This is a genomic window from Streptomyces sp. NPDC020192, assembly GCF_044388685.1.
Lineage (GTDB): Bacteria > Actinomycetota > Actinomycetes > Streptomycetales > Streptomycetaceae > Streptomyces.
In genome coordinates this window covers 42628-66883 of sequence record NZ_JBIRXG010000027.1, presented here as the reverse complement: position 1 = coordinate 66883, position 24256 = coordinate 42628, and the positions used below count along the sequence as shown (strand labels likewise).

Annotated in this window: 23 protein-coding genes; 12 read left to right on the top strand and 11 right to left on the bottom strand. The window is 72.7% G+C overall.

Annotation, left to right across the window (positions count from 1 at the left end; genetic code table 11):
- Nucleotides 1–2 precede the first annotated feature (2 nt).
- From ACH47Z_RS37140 to ACH47Z_RS37125, 4 genes are read right to left on the bottom strand one after another with little or no spacing between them, the layout of a single operon-like run.
- On the bottom strand, nt 3–602 hold the full coding sequence (locus ACH47Z_RS37140) for a GTP-binding protein (RefSeq protein ID WP_399081806.1): 600 nt from the start codon (nt 600–602) through the stop codon (nt 3–5).
- Nucleotides 589–999 carry a DUF742 domain-containing protein gene (locus tag ACH47Z_RS37135; protein ID WP_399081804.1) on the bottom strand — a complete coding sequence of 137 codons (411 nt, stop codon included), beginning with the start codon at nt 997–999 and terminating at the stop codon, nt 589–591. Before ACH47Z_RS37135 ends, ACH47Z_RS37140 begins: the two co-directional genes overlap by 14 nt.
- A 37-nt stretch (nt 1000–1036) precedes the next feature.
- Nucleotides 1037–1513, bottom strand: coding sequence for a roadblock/LC7 domain-containing protein (locus ACH47Z_RS37130; protein ID WP_399081802.1), 477 nt, complete (start codon nt 1511–1513; stop codon nt 1037–1039).
- Nucleotides 1510–3990: an ATP-binding protein gene (locus ACH47Z_RS37125; protein WP_399081800.1), complete on the bottom strand. Its 2481-nt coding sequence runs from the start codon at nt 3988–3990 to the stop codon at nt 1510–1512. The genes ACH47Z_RS37130 and ACH47Z_RS37125 overlap by 4 nt, the downstream gene beginning before the upstream one ends.
- A 233-nt stretch (nt 3991–4223) precedes the next feature.
- Here ACH47Z_RS37125 and ACH47Z_RS37120 point away from each other — a divergent pair, with 233 nt between their 5' ends.
- A complete protein-coding gene (locus tag ACH47Z_RS37120; RefSeq protein WP_399081798.1) occupies nt 4224–5189 on the top strand; it encodes an ABC transporter substrate-binding protein in 966 nt (321 codons plus the stop codon).
- 143 nt (nt 5190–5332) lie between these two features.
- Entirely contained in the window at nt 5333–6709 is a 1377-nt protein-coding gene (locus ACH47Z_RS37115) for an MFS transporter (protein ID WP_399081796.1), read from the top strand.
- A gap of 43 nt (nt 6710–6752) precedes the next feature.
- Here the strand turns inward: ACH47Z_RS37115 and ACH47Z_RS37110 are convergent, their stop codons facing one another.
- Together ACH47Z_RS37110 and ACH47Z_RS37105 are read right to left on the bottom strand one after the other, a co-directional pair.
- Nucleotides 6753–7748, bottom strand: a complete 996-nt coding sequence (locus ACH47Z_RS37110; protein ID WP_399081794.1) for an Lrp/AsnC family transcriptional regulator — start codon at nt 7746–7748, stop codon at nt 6753–6755.
- A gap of 37 nt (nt 7749–7785) precedes the next feature.
- A complete protein-coding gene (locus tag ACH47Z_RS37105) occupies nt 7786–8241 on the bottom strand; it encodes a tellurite resistance TerB family protein (RefSeq protein WP_067124402.1) in 456 nt (151 codons plus the stop codon).
- Between the two features lie 169 nt (nt 8242–8410).
- Between ACH47Z_RS37105 and ACH47Z_RS37100 the strand changes: the two genes are divergently transcribed.
- A complete protein-coding gene (locus tag ACH47Z_RS37100; protein WP_399081792.1) occupies nt 8411–8773 on the top strand; it encodes an ArsR/SmtB family transcription factor in 363 nt (120 codons plus the stop codon).
- Nucleotides 8774–8979: 206 nt separating this feature from the next.
- Here the strand turns inward: ACH47Z_RS37100 and ACH47Z_RS37095 are convergent, their stop codons facing one another.
- Together ACH47Z_RS37095 and ACH47Z_RS37090 are read right to left on the bottom strand one after the other, a co-directional pair.
- Nucleotides 8980–9438, bottom strand: coding sequence for a DUF6114 domain-containing protein (locus ACH47Z_RS37095; RefSeq protein WP_399081790.1), 459 nt, complete (start codon nt 9436–9438; stop codon nt 8980–8982).
- A gap of 5 nt (nt 9439–9443) precedes the next feature.
- A complete protein-coding gene (locus ACH47Z_RS37090; protein ID WP_399081788.1) occupies nt 9444–10142 on the bottom strand; it encodes a DUF6230 family protein in 699 nt (232 codons plus the stop codon).
- 788 nt (nt 10143–10930) lie between these two features.
- Here ACH47Z_RS37090 and ACH47Z_RS37085 point away from each other — a divergent pair.
- The 3 genes from ACH47Z_RS37085 to ACH47Z_RS37075 all read left to right on the top strand — a co-directional run bounded on the left by ACH47Z_RS37085 (nt 10931) and on the right by ACH47Z_RS37075 (nt 13878).
- Nucleotides 10931–11587, top strand: a complete 657-nt coding sequence (locus ACH47Z_RS37085) for a Tat pathway signal sequence domain protein (RefSeq protein ID WP_399081786.1) — start codon at nt 10931–10933, stop codon at nt 11585–11587.
- Between the two features lie 433 nt (nt 11588–12020).
- Nucleotides 12021–12668, top strand: coding sequence for a ScbR family autoregulator-binding transcription factor (locus ACH47Z_RS37080; RefSeq protein WP_399081784.1), 648 nt, complete (start codon nt 12021–12023; stop codon nt 12666–12668).
- A gap of 22 nt (nt 12669–12690) precedes the next feature.
- On the top strand, nt 12691–13878 hold the full coding sequence (locus ACH47Z_RS37075) for a damage-control phosphatase ARMT1 family protein (protein ID WP_399081782.1): 1188 nt from the start codon (nt 12691–12693) through the stop codon (nt 13876–13878).
- Here the strand turns inward: ACH47Z_RS37075 and ACH47Z_RS37070 are convergent.
- Together ACH47Z_RS37070 and ACH47Z_RS37065 are read right to left on the bottom strand one after the other, a co-directional pair.
- Nucleotides 13850–15172, bottom strand: a complete 1323-nt coding sequence (locus ACH47Z_RS37070; protein ID WP_399081780.1) for a cytochrome P450 — start codon at nt 15170–15172, stop codon at nt 13850–13852. The genes ACH47Z_RS37075 and ACH47Z_RS37070 overlap by 29 nt on opposite strands.
- Nucleotides 15169–15969, bottom strand: coding sequence for an alpha/beta fold hydrolase (locus ACH47Z_RS37065; protein ID WP_399081778.1), 801 nt, complete (start codon nt 15967–15969; stop codon nt 15169–15171). Before ACH47Z_RS37065 ends, ACH47Z_RS37070 begins: the two co-directional genes overlap by 4 nt.
- 116 nt (nt 15970–16085) lie before the next feature.
- Between ACH47Z_RS37065 and ACH47Z_RS37060 the strand changes: the two genes are divergently transcribed.
- Together ACH47Z_RS37060 and cyc2 are read left to right on the top strand one after the other, a co-directional pair.
- On the top strand, nt 16086–16937 hold the full coding sequence (locus ACH47Z_RS37060) for a TIGR03619 family F420-dependent LLM class oxidoreductase (RefSeq protein WP_399081776.1): 852 nt from the start codon (nt 16086–16088) through the stop codon (nt 16935–16937).
- Between the two features lie 111 nt (nt 16938–17048).
- Entirely contained in the window at nt 17049–19211 is a 2163-nt protein-coding gene (cyc2, locus tag ACH47Z_RS37055; RefSeq protein WP_399081774.1) for a germacradienol/geosmin synthase Cyc2, read from the top strand.
- 82 nt (nt 19212–19293) lie between these two features.
- Here the strand turns inward: cyc2 and ACH47Z_RS37050 are convergent, their stop codons facing one another.
- Nucleotides 19294–20016 (bottom strand): hypothetical protein, encoded by a 723-nt coding sequence (locus ACH47Z_RS37050; RefSeq protein ID WP_399081772.1) that lies wholly within the window; start codon nt 20014–20016, stop codon nt 19294–19296.
- A 93-nt stretch (nt 20017–20109) separates the two neighbouring features.
- On the opposite strand from ACH47Z_RS37050, the gene ACH47Z_RS37045 reads away from it, so the two are divergent.
- From ACH47Z_RS37045 to ACH47Z_RS37030, 4 genes are all read left to right on the top strand, one after another.
- A complete protein-coding gene (locus tag ACH47Z_RS37045; RefSeq protein ID WP_399081771.1) occupies nt 20110–20976 on the top strand; it encodes a LysR family transcriptional regulator in 867 nt (288 codons plus the stop codon).
- A gap of 147 nt (nt 20977–21123) precedes the next feature.
- Entirely contained in the window at nt 21124–21687 is a 564-nt protein-coding gene (locus ACH47Z_RS37040) for a PDZ domain-containing protein (protein ID WP_399081769.1), read from the top strand.
- Between the two features lie 252 nt (nt 21688–21939).
- Nucleotides 21940–23067 carry an aminopeptidase P family protein gene (locus ACH47Z_RS37035; protein WP_399081767.1) on the top strand — a complete coding sequence of 376 codons (1128 nt, stop codon included), beginning with the start codon at nt 21940–21942 and terminating at the stop codon, nt 23065–23067.
- A 54-nt stretch (nt 23068–23121) separates the two neighbouring features.
- On the top strand, nt 23122–24069 hold the full coding sequence (locus ACH47Z_RS37030; protein ID WP_399081765.1) for an aminoglycoside phosphotransferase family protein: 948 nt from the start codon (nt 23122–23124) through the stop codon (nt 24067–24069).
- The last annotated feature ends 187 nt before the right edge of the window (nt 24070–24256 follow it).

Genomic DNA, 24256 nt, shown 5'->3' with positions numbered 1-24256 from the left:
CGCTACAACTCGGTGCGGGCCAGCGCCAGTTCGAGGACGACGAGCAGCGCGTCCCGCACCGAGCCCCGCTCCCGGGCGTCGAACACCACGACCGGCACGCCGTCGGAGACGTCCAGGGCCCAGCGGACCTCCTCCAGGGTGTGCTCCACCTTCCCGTCGAAGGCGTTGACCGCGACGGCGAACGGGATGTCCTTGTGCTCGAAGTAGTCGACGGCCGCGTAGCAGTCGTCCAGCCGGCGGGTGTCGACGATGACGAGCCCGCCGACCGCGCCCTCCACGATGTCGTCCCACATGAACCCGAACCGTTCCTGGCCGGGCGTGCCGAACAGATACAGCTTCAGCGTCGGGTCGATGGTGATGCAGCCGAAGTCCATCGCCACCGTCGTCGTGGTCTTGCGCGGGGTGTGTGTGAGGTCGTCCACGCCCGCCGCGACCTCGGTGATCGACGCCTCGGTGGTCAGCGGCTCGATCTCCGAGATCGCGCCGACCGCGGTGGTCTTGCCCACGCCGAAGCCGCCCGCGATCACCATCTTCACCGGCAGCGGCGGCCGTACGGCGACGGGTGCGGCCGCGCCGCGCGCGAGCGGTTCAGTCGGTGTCACTCGATACCCCTCGGGAGTCGGGTATGGCCCTCAGGCCATCGATGAGCCTGCGCAGGACGGATGCGTCGTGGGTGGCGCCCGCGTCGGGCACGTACACCGCCAACTGCCCCGCCTCGCGCAGGTCTTCGGCCAGGACGCGGACCACGTTCAGATGCAGCCGCAGCCGGGCCGCGAGCTCCGCGAGGGACTGCGGCAGCCGGCAGGCGGCGACGATGTCGTGCCGCTCGAAGGAGAGCCCGGCGAGCGCGTCGAGCCCCTCGGCGGTGGCCACCACCTGGGTCTCCAGGGGCAGCGCCCGGCCGGAGCCGGCGTCCGCGACCCGGCCGGCGGTGACCAGGAACGGCCGTACGGCGGGGGCGGGGCCGACAGGGTCCGGGCCCGGGATGCCGTCCGCCATACCTGTACCTGTCCGCTCTTTCTCTGTGGGCCGGTGCTCAGCGGGCCGACGCGGCGCCGACGCTGTTCTTCAGCTCCAGCACCAGCTGCGGGCTGAGCGCGGCACCGGCGCGGTTGGCGAACAGGGTCATCTCGTAGGCGATGTTGCCGAGCTTGGCCTCCTTGTCGGTGACGACACCGAGCACGGCGCCGCTGCCGATCGCGGAGACGATCACATGGCCGCCCTCCAGATCGATGATGACCTTGTTGAGACCGCCCAGGCCGTAGTTGCCGGAGGCGCCCGCGGCGAGGCTGGTGATGCCGGACACGATGGCCGCGAGCCGCTCGGAGTCGGCGTGCTCACGCAGCTCCGACACCGCGATCAGCAGGCCGTCGGAGGACACGGCGATCGCGTCCACCACGCCCGCGGTCTCGGTCGCGAAACGGTTCAGCAGCCAGGTGAAGTCGGCCGCGGCCGCCTGCAGATCGGCCGGCGCGCCGCCGCCCGTCGGGGTCTCACCAGTCGACGTGCTCAACTCTCGGCTCCTTCGGGGAGGGGGGTGTGCGGGGGGTCGGGGAGGGGTGCGGGTGGCCCGGGCGGTGACCCGGGGTCGTCGTCGTGCCCGGGGTGCGGGGGACGGGGGTGGTTGCCGGTGTCGCGATGGGCCTGGGCGATGGCCGCTTCGAACTCCTCCAGTGCGGTGCGCTCGGCCTCCGCGTCGCGGGTGCGGGGCGCCTCGGGCACGGAGTGCGTCGTACCGGTGGTCGTGGCGAGGGTGGCGCCACGGACGCGACGGCGCAGGGGGCGGGAGGCGCCGGAGCCGGACGGGGCGGGTGCGGCCGGGGTGGGCGCCGGCTCGCGGCGCGGCACCCGGCGGGGGAGTGGGGCGTCGGCTTCCGGAGAGGCGGTGCCGTGCGGGTCGTAGCCCGAGGCCACGGGCTTCGTGTCCCCGGTGGCCGCCGTCCGCGCCGGCGTCGGTCCGCCCGGCGCCGCCGTGTCGGCCGGGGGCGCGGCAGCGGCCGGCGTCACCGTGACCGGCGTACCCGCCACCGGGCTCATGGTCAGCAGGAGTGCGGCCGGCAGGGTCACCTCCGCCGTCACACCACCGCCCGGGGTCCGGGTCAGCTCGATCCCGATCTCCCAGCGGCGGGCCAGCGCACCCACCACGAACAGACCGAGCACCTTGGTCGGCACCAGGTCCAGGCGTTCGCGGCGGATCAGCCGGGCGTTCTCCTCGGCGAGCCGCTCGGCGCTCATGCCGAGGCCGTGGTCGGTGACGGCGACGTGGGCGCCGTCGGCACCCGAGCGGACGGTCACCTCCACCGGGCTGCCCTCGGGCGAGAACGACACGGCGTTCTCCAGGAGTTCGGCCAGCATCAGCGTGAGGTCGCCGATGATGTCCGGCTCGACCATGGCGTCGGAGGCGGCGTACAGCCGTACCCGCTGATAGCCCTCGATCTGCCCGAGCGCGGCCCGCACCACGTTGGACAGCGCGGTCGGCCCCCCGTCCAGCACGGTCTCGCGGATACCGGCCAGCAGCATGAGACTGTCGGCGTTGCGACGCAGTCGTACGGCGATGTGGTCGATGGAGTAGAGGCGTTCCAGCAGGGCGGGGTCCGTCTCGCCGCGCTCCACCGCGTCGATCAACGCGAGTTGACGACTCGTCAGGTTGCTGACGCGGCGCCCCACGTTGCCGAACATCTCGGCGGTGTTGCGCCGGCTGAGCACCTGCCGTTCCAGCAGCGCGCCGGCGGAGCGCTGCACCCGGTTGAACGCCACGGCCAGCTCGCCGATCTCGTCGCGCGCGGTGACCGGCACGTCCCGCAGCCGGGGCGGCCCGTCGTCCTCGGCGTCGTCGTCGGCGACCCGGGCCAGTTCCCGTCCGGCCACCTCGGCGACCTCGCGCGCGGCCCCGGTGAGCGCCTGCACGGGCCGGATCACCGAGCGGCGCACCAGCACCGAGAAGGCGATCCACAGCGCGAACGCGAGCAGCGCGCCGCTGAGCAGCAGCCCGGCGCGCCAGCGCGCGGAACCGGCCGATTCCTCGGCTCGGTCGGCGATCTCACCGATCAGCCCGGTGGTGATCTTCAGCCGGGCGGCGGCCTGTTCGGGATAGGCCGGGTAGTTGCCCAGCGCGGTCTGCACCGCCTGCCGGATATCCCCCTGGCCGTTGGCCTGGAGCTGTCCGACGTCCACCTGCAACTCTGCGTAGGACTGGGCGATGGCACGCTGCGCCGGGGTGTGCTCGACGCCGGAAAGCCGCTCGGCCTGTGCGTCGGTGGCGAACCGGGTGAAGCGGTCGGCCTGGTGGCTGTAGAGGTCGTAGGCGCCGACCGCGTTGGTGAACTCGATCAGCGCGTTGGTGTCGCCCGTCGTCGCGGCGAACACATTGGTCTCGAAGGCGCCGTGGGCCGCGTCCGCGCGCAGCAGCGAGTCCAGCAGGTTGCCCGTGAAAGTGTCGGCGAGGTCCGCGTTGCGGTCCAGACCGAGCCCGTCGATCACGCCCTGGGCGGCCCGGGCGTAGGCCGGGTCGATGTTGTCTGCGGGCATGTACGACTGCTCGACCGAGAGGCGCAGGCTGGACAGGCCCTCGACCTCGCGCAGCGCTTGCGCCTCACGGGCGGGCAGCCGGCCGCCGAAGGCCTCGCGGACCTTGGCCACCTGGGCGTCGACCGCCTCCTGGGCCGCGTCGTAGGCTGACGTCGAGGACTGGGTGTACCCGGCCTCGTAGTTCGCCGAGAGCAGGATGGCCTGCTGGTGCTCGGCCTCCACCCGGTCCACCAGCCGCGCCACCTGGGCGCTGTCGCGCACCAGTCGAGCCGCCGAGGAGGCGCTGTTCCACTGCTGCACCAGGTCGGTGAAGACGTACGACAGCAGGACCGCGATGACTGCCAGCGGGATTCCGACCAGCAGGTTCAGCTTGCGTCTGAAGGGCCAGCGGTCGGCGAAATCGCTTCCTCCGCCCAGCGCGGGGGCGTGCCGGGCGGGCGCGTCCACCTTGTTCGTGGACACACGGGCCTCCTTCTCAGGTGTGTTTCCGAACACCGAAGCGGGCCCCGTGCACCGCCGTGGCCGAATACCAACGGTCCCGAGACTATCGTCTTCTTGAAGGATCAATCGGCGCGCCGTGCATCACGAATCCATGACGAAGACAGCGCTCTCCGTTCACAACTGGCCGAAGATCGAGGCCAATCGGTGATCTATTTCCCTTGACTGACCGAGAACTGGCTGGATTGACTCAATGCGTGACTTACACCCACCGCATCAGCAGGTCCATCCGAAGGAACCGAGGCGCGGCGGCCGTCGTGCTCGTGGCGGCGACGGCTCTGCTGGCGGGCTGTGGCTCCAAGGACGCCAAGTCGGGCAGCAACCCCCTCACGGACGGCGGCAAGGCGAGCGGCGACACCGTCGTCGTCGGCTCCAACAACTTCCCCGAGAGCACCCTGCTCGCCGACATCTACGGCGAAGCCCTCAGGGCCAAGGGAATCAAGGTCAGTTACAAGCCGAACATCGGCAGCCGCGAGACCACCTACGGGCTGATCAAGAACGGCTCCATCTCGGTCCTGCCCGAGTACAACGGCGCGCTGCTGGCCTACCTCGACCCGAAGGCCAACCCGGCGACGGCCGACGCCACCACCACGGCCATCGAGGCCAAGCTGGACTCCAAGCTGACCCTGCTCAAGCTGGCGGCGGCCCAGTCCAAGGACTCGGTGACGCTCAACGCGGCCACCGCGAAGAAGTACAACCTGACCGAGAAGTCCTCCATCGCCGACCTGAAGGGCATCGCGAAGGACCTGGTCCTCGGCGCCTCGCCGGAGTTCCAGACCCGCCAGCAGGGCCTGGTGGGCCTGAAGTCCGTCTACGGCCTGGAGTTCAAGTCCTTCCGGGCGCTGGACGCCGGCGGCCCGCTCACCCAGGCGGCGCTGAAGAAGGACGCCGTGCAGGCCGCGGACATCTTCACCACGGACCCGACCATCTCCAAGGAGAAGTTCGTCGTCCTGCAGGACCCGAAGAACCTCTTCGGCTTCGAGAACGTCCAGCCGCTCGTCTACAAGAGCGCCCTGTCCCAGAAGGGCGTCGACGCGCTCGACGCGGTCTCGGCCCAGCTCGACACCGCGACCCTGCTGGAGCTGGACACCCAGGTGCAGGCCCAGAACAAGGACCCGCTGGACGTCGCCAAGGCCTGGCTGAAGACCAAGGGTCTCGTCTGACGCTTGTCGGAATTCCCCACGGAGTGGGGCTCCCATGGCAGAAATCCGCAACCTTCCTGCTCTCGATGGAGTCCCCCTCCCTCCTCCTCTCACGCTGGCCCGTGACCGGTTTCGGTCCCGTAGCGAGCGTGAGAGGAATGTTCATGACCACGGAACACGTGGCTGTCGCCACCCCCTACCGCAGGCGTTGGCCGGCCCTGGCGGCCCTGTTGCTCGGCGAGGCGATGAACCTGCTGGACGCGACCGTCGTCCAGGTGGCCGGGCCGGCCGTGCACGCCGATCTGGGCGGGCCGGTCTCCGACGTGCAGTGGTTCGGCGCCGCCTACACCCTGCCGTTCGCCGTGCTGCTGATCACCGGTGGACGGCTCGGTGACCTCGCGGGCCGGCGCCGGATGTTCGTCCTCGGTGTCGCGGTGTTCACGGCCGCGTCCGTGGCCTGCGCGCTCGCGCCCTCGCCGGGAGTGCTCATCGGCTTCCGGGCCGTGCAGGGGGCCGCGGCGGCGCTGATCATTCCGCAGACCATCGGGCTGATCAAGGCGATGTTCACGGGGGAGGAGACGGCGAAGGCGCTCGGCGCGATCGGGCCGGTGATGGGCCTCGCCGCCGTCTGTGGGCCGGTCGTCGGCGGGGTGCTGACCCACGCCGACCTGTTCGGCTCCTCCTGGCGGGCCGCGTTCCTGGTCAACGTGCCGGTGGCCGCGCTGGTGCTGGCCCTCGCCCGGAACCTCCCCGAGAACCGCGCCCCGCACCGCCCCGCCCTCGACGCCACCGGCACCGCACTGGCCGCCCTCGGCACCGGGCTCCTCGTGTACCCCCTGATCGGCGGAGACCTCGGCCAACTCACCCGGCGCGACTGGGCGTTGCTGGTCACCGGCCTGCTCGTACTCGCCGGATTCGCCCTGCACCAGCGCCGCTCGGCCCGGCCCCTGGTGGAGCCCAGCCTGTTCACCCGGCGCGGCTTCCCGGCCGCCCTCGTCACCTCCACGGCCTTCTTCGCGGTGACCAACGGACTGACGGTCGTGGTCGTCCTGCACCTCCAACTCGCCGCCGGGGAAGGTGTATTGACGTCCGGGCTGAGCCTGCTGCCCTGGTCCGCCGGGCTCGCCCTCGCCTCCTGGGCGGCCGGCTCCCGGCTGGTACCGCGCCACGGCCACCGGGTCATGCCGTACGGCCTCGGGGTGCTGCTGGCCGGACTGCTCGCCGCCGTCGCCGCCTACCGTACGACCGACCCCGGGCACTACCCGGTCGCCCTGCTGCCCGCCCTCGCCCTCGTCGGCCTCGGTGCCGGCCTGTTCACCCCCGCCTTCTTCACCCTCGCCCTACGGCCCCTGCGCCCGCACGAGGTCGGTTCGGCGGCCGGACTCCTCAACGCCGTCCAGCAGTTGGGGGCCACGCTGGGGGTCGCGGTGCTCGGCAGCGTGTACCTGACGGGGACGGGCTCACCGCAGGACGCGTGCTGGGTGGCGGTGGTGCTGTTGGGGGTGGCCTGGGCGGCGAGTGGGAGGGTCGCAACCCCCTAGGGGCGCGGGGCCGTGTTCACTGTGCGGCTCCGTCGCGTGGGCGCTACGCGGTGCCCGGCTGTCGGCGTCGTACGCGCGCCAGGTCCGTCAGGACAGGACTCGCCGCCTTCAGCGTGCGCAGCACCGGGCTCGTCTCCAGCGTGTCGATCTGCCGGAGTGACCCGAGCCGTCGCGTGAGGTACCGGTGCAGGTCGGCCGGGTCGCGGCACAGGGCCTGGGCGACCAGGTTGGTGCGGCCGGTGGTCGCCGCCACGAAGGCCAGCTCGTCATGGCCGGCCAGCGCGAGCGCGACCGTCTCCAGGTCCGCCGGCCGCACCGACAGCCACAGCAGCGCCCGGGTGCGGACACCGAAGAGGGCGGCGTCCACCTCGACGTCGAAGAACAGCGCGCCCGCCGCCCGCAGTCCGTCCAGCCGACGGGCCACGGTCGTCGCCGACCAGCCGGTCGCCCGGGCCAGCTCCCCCTGCCCGGCCCGCCCGTCCCGCTCCAGCGCCGCGAGCAACTCGGTGTCGTCCGGGCCGAGTTGCCGTACCTCTTCCGGCTCGCCGCGGTACGCCAGCGCCGCCTGCTGCTCCTGGTCCAGGGCCTCGGCGCTGCGCCGCCAGTTGGCCGGGCCGCCCAGGTAGGTGTGCAGCAGGCAGTGTGCCGAGACGGCCGTGATGCCGCCGGTGCGCGGCACGTCGTGCAGCAGCAGGGAGCCCGGGGAGGCGTCCTCGGCCGGGGCGTGGATCACCGCCGTGATCTCCGTGCCCCCGGAGGTGAGTTTCACCCAGGACGTGTCCGGCCGCCGTACCAGCGCCCCGGCGATGTCCTGCGCCGAGCGTGCCGTCGCCGTCAGCCGGACCAGCCACTGGGCGCGGCCCGCCCGGTCCGGGTCGGCGAGGCCCACCACGCGCAGTCCGGCCCGGTCACGCAGCCTGCCGTACCGCCGGGCCACCGTCTGTGCCGAGACCCCGAGCACCTCGGCGATCCTGCTGAACGGCGCCCGGCCGTCCAGGTGCAGGGCGTGGATGAGGGCGCGGTCGAGAGTGTCGAGCATGCCCCCATCCTCGCCCGACCGGTACGGACCGTACGGCTCAGAGGTCGAACTCGTGCGGCGGCAGGTCCAGCGTGTAGCACGCCTCGCGCACCACGGCCTGCTCGGTCTTGTCGAAGTCGCCGTCCGCGCCGCCGATCACGATGCCGATCTGGACGACGGCCCGCGCCTCGGCCGGCTTCTTCTTCGCCTTGGCGATCTCCTGCAGGACGCTCACCTTGCCGAAGGCGAAGTCGGTCGTCAGCTTGTTCAGGTTCTCCTCGAAGCGGCGCCTGAGGTCGTCCGCCGGGAAGTTCTGCAACACCTCGTTCGTCGCGATGAGCTGGGCCACCCGCTGCCGCTCCGACGGGTCGACGGTCCCGTCGGCCGCGGCCACGAGCGCGCACATCGCCATGCTCGCGTCCCGGAAGGCGCCGCTCTTCAGGTCGTTCTTCTTCGCCACCAACTGGGTCTGCATCTGCGACGCCGACTCCTTGACGCGGTCCCACAGGGCCATGCGCACTCCTCGTGTTCGGCAGCCGGGCGCTCCCACGACACACCGGCAGCGACTTCTACAACACCGTAGAAACTCATGGGACGGCCGGGAAGTTCCCCCACACCTAGACTGAATCCCCGTACAGGGACCGAACACAGGACGACGCAGCGGAAAGCAGAGGAAGGCGACAGTGGCTTCAGCGCCCGGCACCGGCTACCAGGACCCCTCCGCCGAGGTGCTCGAGCAGGCGGCGGCCGCCTTCGGGCTGCTCGCCTCGCCCGCCCGGCTGCACATCGTGTGGGCGCTGATCCAGGGCGAGAGCGACGTCACCGGGCTCGCGGAGCGGGTCGGCGGCGCGCTGCCCGCCGTCAGCCAGCACCTGACCAAGCTGAAGCTCGCGGGACTCGTCCGCTCCCGCCGCGAGGGCCGCCGCCAGGTGTACTTCGTCGACGCCGCCGGACAGGCCGCCGTGGTGGAGGTCGTACGACTCCTCGTCGGCCGCCTCACCGAACGGGACACGGCCGCCCCGGCCCGCCGCCTGCGCGGCCTCTGACCACACCGGCTTCCCTCAACCGCCGGACGCCGTACGGCGGTTGGTCAGCCGTCCGACAGAGCCGAGGCCGTCCGGCGTACGGCCGGCCTCGGCCTCCTCGGTGTGGTGCGGGTGGATGCGGCGTTCGCGGTCACCGGCACCACGGGAAAAGGGCTGTGCGCCGGGGGCCGGCAGCGCCGGGCCGGTCCCCGGGCCTCGGGCGGGCCTCAGGCCGTCGTCCCCTCCGCGTGCTCCGGCACCGCGCGTGCCGCGGCCGCGGCACGGGCCTGCCTGCGGCGGCTGCGGCGGCTGACCCGCGGCTCCTGGTCGGGCAGCCAGCCGAAGGCGAGACAGCTGCCGGTGGCGCCGAGGAGGAGGCCGATGAAGAAGCCGCCCAGGTTGGACGTGAGCCAGGTGCCGAGGGAGACCAGGATGCCGATGATGGAGTAGAAGAGCCGCTGGGAGGGGTTGAAGAGGATCAGCAGGCCCAGGATCACCATCACCGTCGGCAGCAGATATCCGGCCAGGCCCTGCATGCCGACGTGCATCACGACCTTCAGCGAGGCCTTCTCGGTGAGCAGGATCCAGCCGCCGCCCAGGGCGAGCAGCAGCCCGCCCCAGAACGGCCGGCGGGCCCGCCAGCCGTGGAAGGCCGCTCGTGCTCCCTGACGTGGTCGGTCCGGCATGGCCATCAGCAACCCGAGCTGCTGAAGCCGAGATGGAGACCCGGCAGCTTGAACACACCCGCCGTCGTCGCGTAGTTGGTCTGCCGCAGGTTGTCGATGTGCACGTGGTCGGCCTGCTGGCTGAAGACGCCGATCGGGCCCTTCACGCCCGCCTTGGTCAGCGTGCTCGCGTCGTTGCCGATCTCGATGTTCTTGAACGCCGCCTCGCCCGACAGCTGGGTGGAGTCGGTGGTGAGGTCGGTCGCGGTCACCGGTGTCTTGCCGCCGCCCGCGGTGATCAGCAGGTTGATGCCCCCGAGGTCGACGCTCTGGCACAGCTTGGTGAGCGTGGCGTCCTTGATCGCGGAGGTGACGATGAGCTCCTGCCCACCGGTGTCCCCGGCGTTCGGGCTGCCGTCCGCCATGTTGTCGAGCCCGCCGAACTGCTCGAATCCGTCGCCGTCGAGGCTGGTCGCGGTGACCGTGAACGGCATGCCGGAGATCGCGAACTGCACACCCAGCGCGCCCTGCGCGGTGAGGACGGCGAGGCCGGCGGCGACAAGGGTGGCGGGCACGGCCATCACCGCGGCCCGGCGTGCGCGGACCCGCCCTCGTCTCTCACCGCCGGCGGTGGCCTGGGCGGTCTGTGGTGCTTCGGACGGTGAACCGGTTCCCGGGTTCTCGGGGGTGTTGCCGTCGGACGGGACGTCCGGGGACGTGGCCATGTGTGCTCCAAGGGGCATGGATCCATTGCGGTAGGGCATCAGGTGGCGCGGTGTCCTGGCGCGGACAGCGGCCGCCGCGCACGCCTCCTCGCACTCCCGGCGGGCAAGGGCTTTCTCGTTACGCGGCAGTAGCCTGCGAGGAAGTTACTGCCGGTTACATTGGGGGGTCAAGGGAGATGTGAAAAAAGGGTGTCGAATCTGTTCGAGCCTTGATCACATGCCACAACTACCCTTGCGAACCTTGACGTTGACGGTTGATCAGGTCTACAACTTCCCCTGTTTCACGGATCCGTGGCGCCGGATCCGCCGAGCTGCAGCGGCCGTTCATCCGGCCCTTTCCCGGCAGCCGCTCATGTCGGCTCACGGCAACCGCTCACGCCGGCTCGGCGCACGGTCCTATCCCCCAGGCCCGTGTGTCCGGCCGTCCCCGCCCGGCCCGGCCGGAGGGCTTCCCCCGAGCCCTCCGGCCGGTGACCGGCCCGCCGCCGTCGCCGGTCCGTCGCGTAGGGAGAAGGCGCGCCGGGCCGCGTCGGCGGCACCCACGTCCCCTGCCCATGCGTGCCGCGATCACCGTGGCACGCCCCGACCCGCGCCGCGGCCGGTCGCGCCATGTGCCCCGTGCACCCCGTGCCCTCCGCGTCGCGCCCAGCTCCGTCACGCACCCCCCGCGCCGCCGCCACCGGCGCGCCCCGCGCCACCCGCGTGATGCACCAACCGGCCCCACCCGGCACCACCCACCACCCCCCACCTCACCTCGACCGACCCCCACACAGAAAAGAGACACCCGCATGCGTACGCGATCCGTCCTCGCCCTCGCCGGTACCGCCACCGCCTTCACCCTCGCCCTCTCGGTGGCCACCCCCGCCTCCGCCGACGGCGCCGTCCTCACCACCGGCAGCGCGGGCGGCACCGCCGCCTCCGTCGGCGACACCCTCACCGCGCCCCTCGCCTCCGGCACGTCCGCCACGCTCTACTCCAGCGCGACCGGCACCAGTGGCGTCTCGTGCACGTCCTCCCAGTTCACCGCCAGTGTGGCGGCCAACCCGGCCGCCCCCGGCACGGCCACCGAGTCCGTCACCGGCCACACCTTCGACGCCAGCTCGTGCACCAGCAACGTCTTCGGTGTCACCGGCGTCAGCAGCATCACCGTCGACAACCTGCCCTACACGGCGTCGGTCGGCTCCGACGGCACCCTCACCGTCGCCCCGGCGAGCGGCTCGGTCATCCAGACCACCGTCAAGCTGAGGACCCTGCTGGGCAGCATCACCTGCGTCTACCAGGCGGCCGGCCTGACGGGTAAGACGGACAACAGCGACAGCAGCATCTCCTTCACCAACCAGCAGTTCACCAAGTCCTCCGGTTCGTCGCTGTGCTTCGCCAACGGCTACTTCACGGCCAAGTACGCGCCCGTGACGGACGGCGGCGCCCGGGTCTACGTCAACTAGACTTCACCAGAGGCACGTTCGCAGTTCACCAAGTGGCCCGAGCCGGCACCATCGGCTCGGGCCACTTGGCGTGCCGCCGTGTGTACAGCGCCCACCGGGGGCGCAAAGCACCGACCGGTTCGGCTGTTTCGCGCCTCTTGTGAGCCCCCGTTGAGGGGCTGGCCGTGGGCCTCGTATCGTGGCGATCATGGGTGCGGCACGTGCCGCCCCGCGACCGCCGGGAATCGTCGGGCAAGGAGGGAGGAAACCGCTCTGATCTCGCCTGATCGCGGACTGCTGAAGGGCCGTTCGGTATGGCGGTCGCGGATGACACGTGTCGCGTCGCCGGCCTGCACGCCCGACTCCCGATACCACTCGGTGAGTTATCGTGTGCAGGGGGTAAGAAACAAACCGCATGTCCCGTTCGTAGAAGTCGCGAGAAGAGGTCCCCACGATGGCGAGGCAGTTACGCGCCGAGCAGACCCGGGCAACCATCATCACGGCCGCCGCCGATCTGTTCGACCGGCAGGGCTACGAGTCCACCAGCCTGAGCGACATCGTCGCGCACGCGAAGGTCACCAAGGGCGCCCTGTACTTCCACTTCGCCGCCAAGGAAGATCTGGCCCAGGCCATCCTGGAACTCAACGCCACCGCCGCCCGCCGGCTGGTCGCCGAGGTCGAGGGCCGGGGCTACTCCTCGCTGGAAGCCCTGATGCGCGCCACGTTCGGCATCGCCCGGCTCGCCGTGGAGGACCCGGTGCCGCGCGCCGCGCTGCGCCTCGCCACCGCCGACATCGCCGTACGCCCGCCGCTCAGGCACCCCTTCACCGAGGGGCTGGACTTCGCCACCCGGAAGTTCACCGGGGCCGTCAGGGAGGCCGATGTGCACAGCGAACTCGACATCGGCGCGGTCGCGCACTCGCTCGTCTCCTTCTTCGTCGGCACCCGCATCGCCGGCCGCCGGCTCGAACCGGTGGCCCGGCTGCCGCGCCGGGTCGCCGAGATGTGGCACCTGCTGATCCGGGGCCTGGTCCCGGTGCACCGCCGCCCCCGCTACGTCACCCTCGCCACGCAACTGGAGCGGGAGACGAGAACCGCCTGACCCGCGCGCTACCGTGACGCACATGCCCGACACCCCGTTCGCACCCGTGATCCTCGGCAACGAACCCGGCTCGTTCCCGCACAGCGTGCTGGCCGAACGGCACCCTGCGATCATCCAGCAGGTCCGGGACGCCTTCCCCTACGGCCCCGGACAGCACCGGGCGCTGGACGAGCTGCAGCAGAACTGCACCAAAGGAATGGTCGAACCGCTGCCCGCCGACGCCCCCGACCGGGACCTGTGGGACGCCTGGGGGCTGACCGCGTACACCGGGCGGTCCTGGTACGACGTGCCCTGGCTGTGGTCCGAGAGCTGGTTCTACCGCCGGCTGCTCGACGCGGTCGGGTACTTCGGCCCCGGTGCCTGGCAGGGCATCGACCCGTTCCGTCCGTTCAAGCGGGCCGAACTCGACGCGCCGGAGAGCGACGCGGAACTCGCCGCGCTGGACGAGCTGCGGCACCTGCCGGAGCGCGAGCGGGCGCGCGCCTTGCTGCACGGCTCGCTCTGGGGCAACCGCGCCGACCTCGGCTTCCGGCTCTCCGCCGAAGGCGCCGAGGACCGGGACCCGGCCCCCGCGCTGGTCGCCGACGACAGCGACACCCTGTGGTCGCTGCTGCCGCCCGCCGGAGCCGGCACGCTCGTCCTGGTCGCGGACAACGCGGGCCGCGAACTCGTCCCGGATCTGCTGCTGATCGCCCACCTCCTCGCCGAGGGCCGGGCGGCACGGGCGGTGCTGCACGTCAAGCCGTACCCGTACTACGTCTCCGACGCCACCACCGCCGACGTCGTCGACGCGCTGCACCGGCTGCGTGCCGTCTCCGGCGCGGCCGCCGAGTACGGTCGCGTGCTCTGGTCGGCCCTGGCCGACGGCCGCCTCAGCGTGCGCGCCCACCCTTTCTCGTGCGCCCCGCTGCCGTACGCGGACATGCCGGACGACCTGCGCGCCGAGTTCGCCACGGCCGGCCTGACCGTCTTCAAGGGGGATCTCAACTACCGCCGCCTGGTGGGCGACCGGCTGTGGCCGCCGACCACCTCCTTCGCCGACGTGACCGGTTACTTCCCCGGTCCGGTCGCCGCCCTGCGCACCCTGAAGTCCGACGTCGTCACCGGCCTGTCCGCGGCGACGGAGGCCGCGCTCGTCGCCGCGGAGGACCAGCGCTGGCGTACCAGCGGCACGCACGCGCTCATCCAGGTCGCCGTACCGGTCGACTGACGTCGAACCGAAGTGACTTGATCCCGTTGATGAAGTTCGACACGAGCCGGGCGGGCGGTGCGGCGAGCCGCAGCTCCGGGAGGGCGCGCAGCACCTCCTCGTGGAGCAGCCGTAGTTGCAGCCGTGCGAAGTGGGCGCCCAGGCAGACGTGCGGGCCGTCCCCGAAGGACACGTGCGGGTTGGGGGAACGGGTGAGGTCGAGTCGGCCGGGCTCGGCGAAGACGCGCTCGTCCCGGTTGGCGGAGGCGTGGAAGACGACGACCTTGTCGCCCGCCCGGATCCGCCGCCCCGCCAGCTCGGTGTCCTGAGCGGCGGTCCGGCGGAACGTCAGCACGGGTGGATGCCAGCGCAGCAACTCATCAATGGCAAGCGGCAGTTCGACCCTTCCGGTGCGCAAGGCGTCGTACGCCTCCGGGTGTTCGGCCAGTGCCAGCAGTCCGCCCGGAGCCGCGCTGCGTACCGTGTCGTTGCCCGCGATCGTGAGCAGGAAGAAGAACATCTCCAGCTCGGCGGAGGGGAGTTCGGCGGTGGGGGTACCGCCCGGTTCGAGCGAAGCCGAGAACCGGGGGAGGGCGAGCGTGGTCATCACGTCGTCGGCCGGACAGCGCCGTTTGAACGCGGCGAGCCGCCGCGCGTAGTCGAACATGTCCCGCAGCATCGCCGGGGAGCGCGGGTTGACCGGCTTTCCCGCCTCGTCCAGCGCCGGGGTACCGGCCTCGTCCGGATCCTGGTAGCCGATGACCCGCTGGGTCCAGTGCAGCAGCAGGCCCTGGTCGCTCTCCGGGACGCCCAGCAGGTCGGCCAGGTTCAGCAGGGCGTACTCGTCGGTGACGGCGGCCACCAGATCGACCGTGCCGTCGCCCTCCCGCGCCTTCTGCAGTGCCCCGGCGAGCAGCGTGCCCGCCCGCTCCCGGGCGACCGCCGCGAACCGCTCGATCCGGCCGGGCGTGAACGCGCGGCTCACCAGCCGCCGCAACCGTCCGTGCTGCGGCGGATCCTGATTGAGCATCATCCGCCGGATGAACGGCAGATCCGCCGGATCCGGGTCCCGGATCTGCGTCGCGCCGATGTACGAGGAGTACGTCGCCCCGTCCTTCAGCACCCGCACGACGTCCGCGTGCCGGGTCACCGCCCAGAACCCGGGCCCGGCCGGCCAGCCCAGCACCTCCGGCTCCTCCTGCCAGGCGACCGGATGATGGTCGCGCAGCAGCCGGTAGTCGTCGTAGGGCACCCCGACGGCGTACCGGCGGGGGGCGAACACGTCGGGCACCGGCGGGGCGTCACCGACGCTCACGCCAACTCCCCGCCATGGGCCGGGGTTTCCGTGTCGGCCCGGAGGAAGTCCTCGACGGCACTGATCAGTTCCAGCGGCGTCTCGTCCATGGCGTAGTGACCCGCGCCCGCCACCGTCACGAGTTCCGCGCGCGGGAACCAGGACATCCAGGTCTGCCGCATCACCGCCGGCGACAGCGCCGGGTCCAGTTCGCCGGCCACCGCGAGCGCGGGCACCGTACAGCCCTCGACGTCGGCGTGGAAGTCCTCACCCGCCCAGGAGTCCAGCCAGGCCCGGAACGCCTTGGCGTCGCTGCGCTCCAGCGAGCGGGCGACCATCCGGTCCAGCCAGGCGGCCGGGCGCCGGCCCCCGGTGGTGACGTCGATGATCGCCCGCCGGTTCTCCGGCCGGTCCGCCGCGTCCGTGAACAGCGCGGCCTGCTCACCGGCCAGCGGCAGCCCCGAGGCGGGCACCGGCGAGACACCGGCGATCCGGCGCACCCGGTGCGGGGCGAGGGCCGCCACCCGCTGCGCCACCGCCCCGCCCATGGAGTGCCCGACCAGCGAGAACCGCTCCCAGCCCAGCCGCCCGGCCAGCTCCAGCAGGTCTCCGGCCGCCTCCGCCGTCGTGTACGGGCCCGCCGCATCCCGGGCGTCGCCGTAACCGCGCAGGTCCACCAGCGCGTAGGTGAAGGAGGTCCGGTCGAGATCCGGCAGGACGGCCGCGTAGGCGGACCGGTCGGCGAACCAGCCGTGCACGGCGAACACCTTGTGGGCGCCGTCGCCGTGCACCTCATGGGGCAGCACGAAGGAGGTCATGCGCCTACCGTCTCCCGCGCGCGAGGGCACGGCAAGGGCACGGACGGGGCATACGGGTGGGCGCGCCGGTGTTGCCGTACGGCAGTGACGGGCCCGGAGCGAGGAGAGACGACCGTATGCGCATCGGAGTGGCACCCCACCGGCTGTGGCCCCCGTCGGCGGACGAGACCGACGACGCCGTCGAGACCGCCCGCACGGCCGAGGAGCTGGGCTTCGACCATGTCATCGCGAGCGGCCATCTGCTGGCCGGGGACGTCGGGGTGACCCCGGATCCGCTCGTCCTGCTGTCGGCGGTGGCGGGCGCGACCCGGCGCATCCGGCTGATCACCAGCGTCCTGGTGCTCGCGTTGTACGACCCGGTCGTCCTCGCCCACCAGACCGCGACCCTCGACCGGCTCTCCCGCGGCCGCTTCGTCCTCGGTGTCGGCACCGGCTGGGACACCGCCGAGTTCGCGGCCGTCGGCGCCTCCTTCGCCGGGCGGGGCCGCCGTACCGACGAACAGCTCGCGGTCGTACGGCGGTTGTGGCGCGGTGAGGAGGGAGCGCCCCGGCTCGGCGTGCCGCCGCACACTCCCGGCGGGCCGCCCGTCTGGATCGGCGGCCACAGCGACGCGGCCCTGCGCCGCACCCTGCGGTACGGGGACGCGTGGCACGGCTCGGGGGTGGACGCCGCACAACTGGCGTCCGTACGGAGCAGGTTGGCCGAGTTGCCGACAGAGCGTGATCCGGCCTCGATCGAGCTGACCGCCGGCGCGCTCCTGCTGCCCCCGGGCTTCACCGCCGCCGTCGACCACCCGTCCCGCCTCCTGGGCGGCACGCGCGCGAGTGCCGAGAGCGTACGGGAGGAGCTGGGGCGCCTCGCGGAGGCGGGACTGTCGGCCCTGTCGCTGTGGCTGCCGGTCGACGCGCACGCGCTGCCCGACGCGCTGGCGTGGACCGCCGAGGAGGTGCTGCGGCACCGGCCGTGAGCACCCACACCCCGGGCCCGGACGTCAGGGTTTCAGGGGCGGTTCACGCGATGGTGTGATCATCTTCCGTGCGACGGATGGGTGCCTGGGGCCACGGGTAGGGCCCCGGCCATGACGCAGCCGTTCGAACTCCCGCACTTCTACATGCCGTATCCCGCGCGGCTCAACCCGCACCTCGACGAGGCGCGCGCCCACTCGACCGAGTGGGCGCGCGAGATGGGCATGCTGGAAGGCTCCGGGATCTGGGAGCAGCCCGACCTGGAGGCACACGACTACGGACTTCTGTGCTCCTACACCCACCCCGACTGCGACGGTCCCGCCCTCTCGCTGATCACCGACTGGTACGTGTGGGTCTTCTTCTTCGACGACCACTTCCTGGACATGTACAAGCGCACCCAGGACCGCGCCGCCGGCAAGGCCCACCTGGACCGCCTGCCGCTGTTCATGCCGCTCGACCTGTCGACTCCCGTGCCCGAGCCGGAGAACCCCGTCGAGGCCGGGCTGAAGGACCTCTGGGCGCGCACGGTCCCCGCGATGTCCGTGGACTGGCGCCGCCGTTTCGCCCTCGCCACCGAGCATCTGCTCAACGAGTCGATGTGGGAGCTGTCGAACATCAACGAGGGGCGCATCGCCAACCCCGTCGAGTACATCGAGATGCGCCGCAAGGTGGGCGGCGCGCCCTGGTCGGCGGGGCTCGTGGAGTACGCGACCGCCGAGGTGCCCGCCGCCGTCGCCGGGACGCGGCCGCTGCGCGTCCTCATGGAGACCTTCTCCGACGCCGTCCACCTGCGCAACGACCTGTTCTCCTACCAGCGCGAGGTCGAGGACGAGGGCGAGAACAGCAACGGCGTACTGGTGCTGGAGAAGTTCTTCGACTGCACCACCCAGGAGGCCGCCGAGACCGTCAACGACATCCTCACCTCACGCCTGCACCAGTTCGAGCACACCGCGCTCACCGAGGTCCCCGCCGTGGCCCTGGAGAAGGGCCTCACCCCGGACCAGGCCGCCGCGGTCGCCGCCTACACCAAGGGACTTCAGGACTGGCAGTCCGGCGGCCACGAATGGCATCTGCGCTCCAGCCGCTACATGAACAAGGGGGCCGTGTCGCATTCACCCTGGCAGCTCCCGAACGGCCCCGGCATGGCCGCGGCCGACGTCGGCGCCCTGCTGGCCAAGGCCGCCCAGGACCGCCTGCGCGCCTACACCCATGTGCCGTACGAGAAGGTCGGCCCGTCCCTGCTGCCCGACTTCCACATGCCGTACGAGCTGGGCCTGAGCCCCCATCTGGACGACGCCCGGCGCAACCTCGTCACCTGGTCGCACCGTATGGGCCTCCTCGAGGAGGGCGTCTGGGACGAGGACAGGCTCGCCGCCTCCGACGTCGCGCTCTGCTCGGCGGGACTGGACCCCGACGCCACCCCGGAGGCCCTCGACCTCAGCGCCCAGTGGCTCGCCTGGGGGACGTACGCCGACGACTACTACCCCCTCGTGTACGGCCACCGCCGGGACCTGGGCGGCGCGCGGCTGAGCACGGCCCGGCTGTCGACGTGCATGCCCGTCGACGGCGAGCCGGCCCTCGTCCCCGCCAACGCCATGGAACGCGGGCTGACCGACCTGTGGGCGCGCACGACCGCCGGGATGACCGCCGAGCAGCGGCAGACCCTCAAGGACACCGTGGACGTGATGACCGAGAGCTGGGTGTGGGAGCTGTCCAACCAGCTGCAGAACCGCATCCCCGACCCGGTCGACTACCTGGAGATGCGGCGCGCCACCTTCGGCTCCGACCTCACCCTGAGCCTGAGCCGCATGGGACACGGCCCCGCCGTCCCGCCGGAGGTGTACCGCAGCGGCCCGGTCAAGGCCCTGGAGAACGCCGCGATCGACTACGGCTGCCTCCTCAACGACATCTTCTCGTACCAGAAGGAGATCGAGTACGAGGGCGGGCTCCACAACGCGATCCTGGTCGTGCAGAACTTCTTCGGCGTGGACTACCCGGCCGCTCTCCGTGTCGTACACGATCTGACGACCCAGCGCATGGAGCAGTTCGAGCATGTCGTCGCGCACGAACTGCCCGTGCTGTACGACGACTTCCAGCTGTCCGCCGAGGCCCGCGCCGCCATGTACGGCTATGTCCTGGACCTGCAGAACTGGATGTCCGGCATCCTGAACTGGCACCGCGACGTCGACCGCTACAAGGCCGAGTGGCTGGCCCGCCGCTCCCACGGCTTCCTGCCCGACCGCGCGCCCGCCGTACCGGCCCTGGCGTTCGGCTGACGGGAGTCTTGTGGAGTAAGGGGAACAACGGACTGCGAACACACGGGGGTGTTCGGCCTTGCGGGCCGCCGGCCCGCCGGAGTCACGCGGACCGCGTGAGCCTGGACGCCGCGTGGTCGACCGCGGCCTGCGCCAGCGCCCGGAGCATCGGGTGCGGGTGCGAGCCGTCGCCGGACAGCTCCGGCTGGAACAGGGACGCCAGGAAGAAGGGGTGGCCGGGCAGTTCGGCGACCCGTACGTGACCGTCCTCGTCGTGCCCGGAGAACCTCAGGCCGTGGGCGCGGAGCGTGTCGAGGTGGCGGGTGGGGCCGTAGGCGCAGAAGTACCGTTCGACCGTGCGCCGCGCGCCGATCACCGACTCCGCCAGCGAGCCCGGCTCGATCGTCACCACGGCCTCGTGCCCCACCAGCGAGCAGGCCAGCGGCTCGATGAGCGGGTCCGTGGCGTCCGGGTCGTTCTCGGCGTGCGCCACCCCGGTCAGCCCGCACACGTTCCGCGCGTACTCCAGCAGCGCGTGCTGGAAGCCGCCGCACGTGCCCAGGAACGGGATGCCCTCCTCGCGCGCGGTGCGCACCGCGGCGAGCACGCCCGCCTCGCTGCGGTACGGGCTGCCCGGCAGCACCCACACGGCGTCGAACCCCCGGACCGCGCCCTCGGCCTCGGCGTCCTGCGAGGGGATCCAGTAGGCGTCCAGGACCAGCCGGTCGCGCTCGGCGAGCGCCTCCAGCAGGCCGGGGATGCGGGTGTGCGAGACGACGTTGGGGGAGCGGTCGCCGACGAGGGCGATGGTGGCGGTGTTGTTCATGGACGTCATTTTTCGCGCGCCCGGTCGTTCACGTCCAACGATGATTTCTGGCCGGTCGATAAGCGATGCTGATGGAGATGGGATGCTGGGCCCATGGACCCGCATCTGTTGCGCACGTTCGTCACCGTGGCGCGCCGCGCCTCCTTCTCGGAGGCCGCCCGCGAGCTGGGCTACACCCAGTCCGCGGTCTCCCAGCAGATCGCCGCGCTCGAACAGGACCTGGGCGCGCCCCTGCTGACCCGGCGGCCCGTCGCGCCCACCGCGGCCGGCGAACGGCTCCTGGAACACGCGAGCCCGCTGCTGCTGCGGCTGGACGCGGCCCGGGCCGACGTCGCCCGGATGGCCGCCGCACCCCAGCACGGGCTCACCCTCGCCACCAGCCCGACCGCGCTCGGCCCGGCCGTCCTCGCCGCGCTGCCTCCCGCCGGGGTCACCGTGCGCGTCCTCGCCCGCGCCGAGATCCCGGCCGCCGTCGCCACCGGCACCGCCGACCTCGGCCTCGTCGACGGGCCGGCCGCGCCGAGCGATCCGCTGCGGCTGCCCGACGTGGCCCCGCTGACCACGCACGGCGTCGCCGAGGAGCCCGTCAGCGTCCTGCTGCCCGCCGGGCACCCCCTCGCCGGACGGCCCGGCCTGCGCCTCGGCGACCTCGCCGACGCCCGCTGGCTCGACGCGCCCGACGCGGCGTTCCCGCTCGCCGCCCTGCGCGCCGCGAACGGCGGTGGCGCCTTCCGCCCCGCCCTGCGCCACGAGGGCACCGACCTGCACACCCTCACCGCCCTCGCGGCCGCCGGCCACGGCCTCACCCTGCTGCCCCGCTCGGCCGCCACCGGTGTCCCCGGCACGATCGCCGTCCCGCTCACCACACCCCGCCTCGTGCACCGCACGGAACTCCTCCACGGCGGCGCCCCGGGAGCAGCGGCGGCGGAGGTCGTACGGAGGCTGGTGGGCGGCGTGTGAACGGGGGTGACCAGCGGTGAGCAGGGGTGACCGGGAGGTGTCCGGGGGCCATGACTACCCCGCGGCGCCCGCCGGCCAGTCTCACTCGTTCGTGTCTCGTCGCCGCCCGGCGCCCCGGGTAGAGCACCAGCCGGAGGCGAGCGAACCATGGAACAGACTGCGTTGCGGCCCAAACCGATGCCCGGACAGGACCCGCGGGACAGCACGGGCACCGGCACCGCCCGCCGCCCGCACGCCGCGCGCCGGCGTGGACGGCGGCTGCGGACCCTGCTGTTCGGCGTGTGCGCCGGCACCCTGCTGGTGTTGTCCGGCGTCGGCATCGGCACGGTCAGTGCCACCGTGATCGGCATGAGCAAGCTCGCCGAACTGCGGCACCTGGCCCCACCGCCCGCCCCGCCGGCCGGCCCCGCCCCGGCCGCCACCCCGAGCCCCGCCCCGGCCCCCGCCGGGGCGACCCTGGGCGTGGAGGCCGTGGACGCCGAGAAGGCGGGCGCGCTGGTCGTGGGCGTGCACGTGCCCGGACCCGGCTACGCGGCCGGCCTGGTCCGCGGCGACGTCCTGCTCCAGTTCGGCCCCGCGCGCGTGGACAGCGCCGCCGACCTCGCCCGGGCCGTCGCCCACGCCCGCCCCGGCCAGGAGGTGCTCCTCACCGTGCGTCACCGCAGCGGGGGCTACCAGCAGTTGACGGTCGTACCGGGCGTGGTGACCTGAGCGCGGCCCACGGCGAGCCCCTACGACCCGGTCGCCCCGGGCACCCCCTTCGGTCACCTCCGTAACCCCACTGGTCGCCGTCCGCCCCGCGGGCCATGATGGCCCCATGCCGAGCCCCTTTTCCTGCGACCGCACCCCGCGGGGAGCACAGGCGACGGCATCGGTGACCGGCTCGCGTGGCCCTGGCCGGCCGGGCAGGATGCTGCACGAGACGCCATCGCCCCGTACCCTCAGCCGCGCTCGGAGGACCGGATGACCGGTAGCACGCCCCCGCCCTTCACCGCCGACGACTACCGGGCCCGGATGGAGCGCGCCGCGCGCTCCGCCGCCGACGCCGGTCTCGCGGGGCTGCTCGTGGCGCCGGGACCGGACATGGTCTGGCTCACCGGCTACACGCCCACCGCCGTCACCGAACGGCTCACCGTGCTGGTCCTCACCCCCGGCCACGACCCTATGCTCGTCGTGCCCACCCTGGAGGCACCGGACGCCGAGCACGCGACCGGCGCGTCCGCGCTCACCCTGCGCGACTGGACCGACGGCAAGGACCCCTACGCCGTCACCGCCGCCCTCCTCGACGGCCGCGGCCGGTTCGGCATCAGCGACAACACGTGGGCGATGCACCTGCTGGGTCTCCAGCGGACCCTGCCCGACACCTCGTACGCCTCGCTCACCGACGCCCTCCCCATGCTCCGCGCCGTCAAGGACGCGGCCGAACTCGAACTCCTCGCGGCGGCCGGAGCCGCTGCCGACGCAACGTTCGAGGAGATCCGGAAGGTTCCCTTCGCCGGCCGCCGTGAGTCCGACGTCGGCCACGACCTCGCGGAGCTGCTGCGCCGCTTCGGCCACTCCCAGGTCGACTTCACCATCGTCGGCTCCGGCCCCAACGGCGCCAACCCGCACCACGAGGTCGGCGACCGCGTCATCCAGGACGGCGACATGGTCGTGCTCGACTTCGGCGGCCTGAAGGACGGCTACGGCTCCGACACCACCCGCACGGTCCACGTGGGCGAGCCGAGCGAGGAGGAGCGCCGGGTGCACGACATCGTGCGCGAGGCCCAGGAGGCGGGCTACCGGGCCGTACGGCCGGGCGCGGCCTGCCAGGAGGTCGACCGGGCCGCCCGCGCGGTGATCAGCGCCGCCGGGTACGGCGAGTACTTCATCCACCGCACCGGGCACGGCATCGGCGTCACCACGCACGAGCCGCCGTACATGATCGAGGGCGAGGAACAGCCCCTCGTGCCCGGCATGTGCTTCTCCGTCGAGCCCGGCATCTATCTGCCCGGCCGATTCGGGGTGCGCATCGAGGACATCGTCACGGTGACCGAGGAGGGCGGCCGTCGTTTCAACAACACCACCCGCGAGATGGTCGTCGTGGGCTGACCGGCCCCGGGAGATCCCTCGCGACCCCATCCCCGAACGGCAACGGCGCGATCCATGACCCAGGCACCGACACCCACCGCGGACACCGTCCGCCGACTGGTCCGCTCGCTTCTCAAGGAGAGCGCGGCCGGTACCGCAGGCGGCGCGGGACCGGACGTCCGACCCGTCACGGAGGGCGGCGAGCACTCCACCTGGTGGGTCGGCACCCGCCATGTGCTGCGGCTCGCCCCCGACCGCGAGGCCGCCCTGCGCCGGCGCCGCGAACTGCGCCTGCGCGACCTGGTACGGCCGCACCTCCCCGTCGCCGTCCCGGTCAGCGTCGCGCACGGCGAATGGGCGCCGGGCCTCACCTACACCCTCGACACCCTGCTCCCCGGCGGCACCGCGGAGGAGCACGACGTCTCGGCCGTCGGCGAGGCGGACCTGGCCGGGCTGCTCACCGGGCTGCGCGAGGTGCCCGTACGGCAGGCCGAGACGCTCGGGGTACCACGCGTCGCTCCGCGCTCGCTGGAGGCGCTGCGCCGCATGGCCGTGCACGCGGCCGAACGCCTCGCCGCCGACGACGAGTTCGACCCCGCGCGCCTGCACCAGCTCACCCCGCCCGGCGCGGCCCAGCTCGCCGCCCAGCCCGGCAGCGCCGTGCTCGTCCACCACGACCTCAAGGGCGAGCACCTGGTGGTCAGCGCCGACGGCAGGGTGCGCGGCGTCCTCGACTGGACCGGTGCGGCCGTGGCGGACCCCGCCGAGGACATCGCCGGGCTCGTCCTCGCCGTCGGATCCGGCGCCGCGGTCCGCGCGGCCACCCTCGCCGGCTACGGCGCCCGCCCGTGCCTGCGCGGCCTGTGGCTGGCCCGCTGCGACACGGTCCTCCGCCTCACCGACCGCCTCGAAGGCCGCGACGACAGCCCCCTCCCCCTCCTGCGCACCCAACTGCACCGCGCCTGGGAACCGATCCTGCTGGAACGGGTGACGGACCTGAAGGAGGGCGACCCGGAGGGGTAGGACGCCGGCACGGGCCGAAACGGGGCTGCTCCTGGGCGCCGGGGGCGCCCGCAGGACCGCGTCGGGTTGCTGGTGGGCCGGTCTGTGGTGGGGCAGGGGTCGCTTCGGGGCGCCGGTGCGTAGTCGGGGGGTTCGGGGTGCCGGTCCGTGGCCGGGCGGGACCACTGCGGGGCGCCGGTCCATGGCT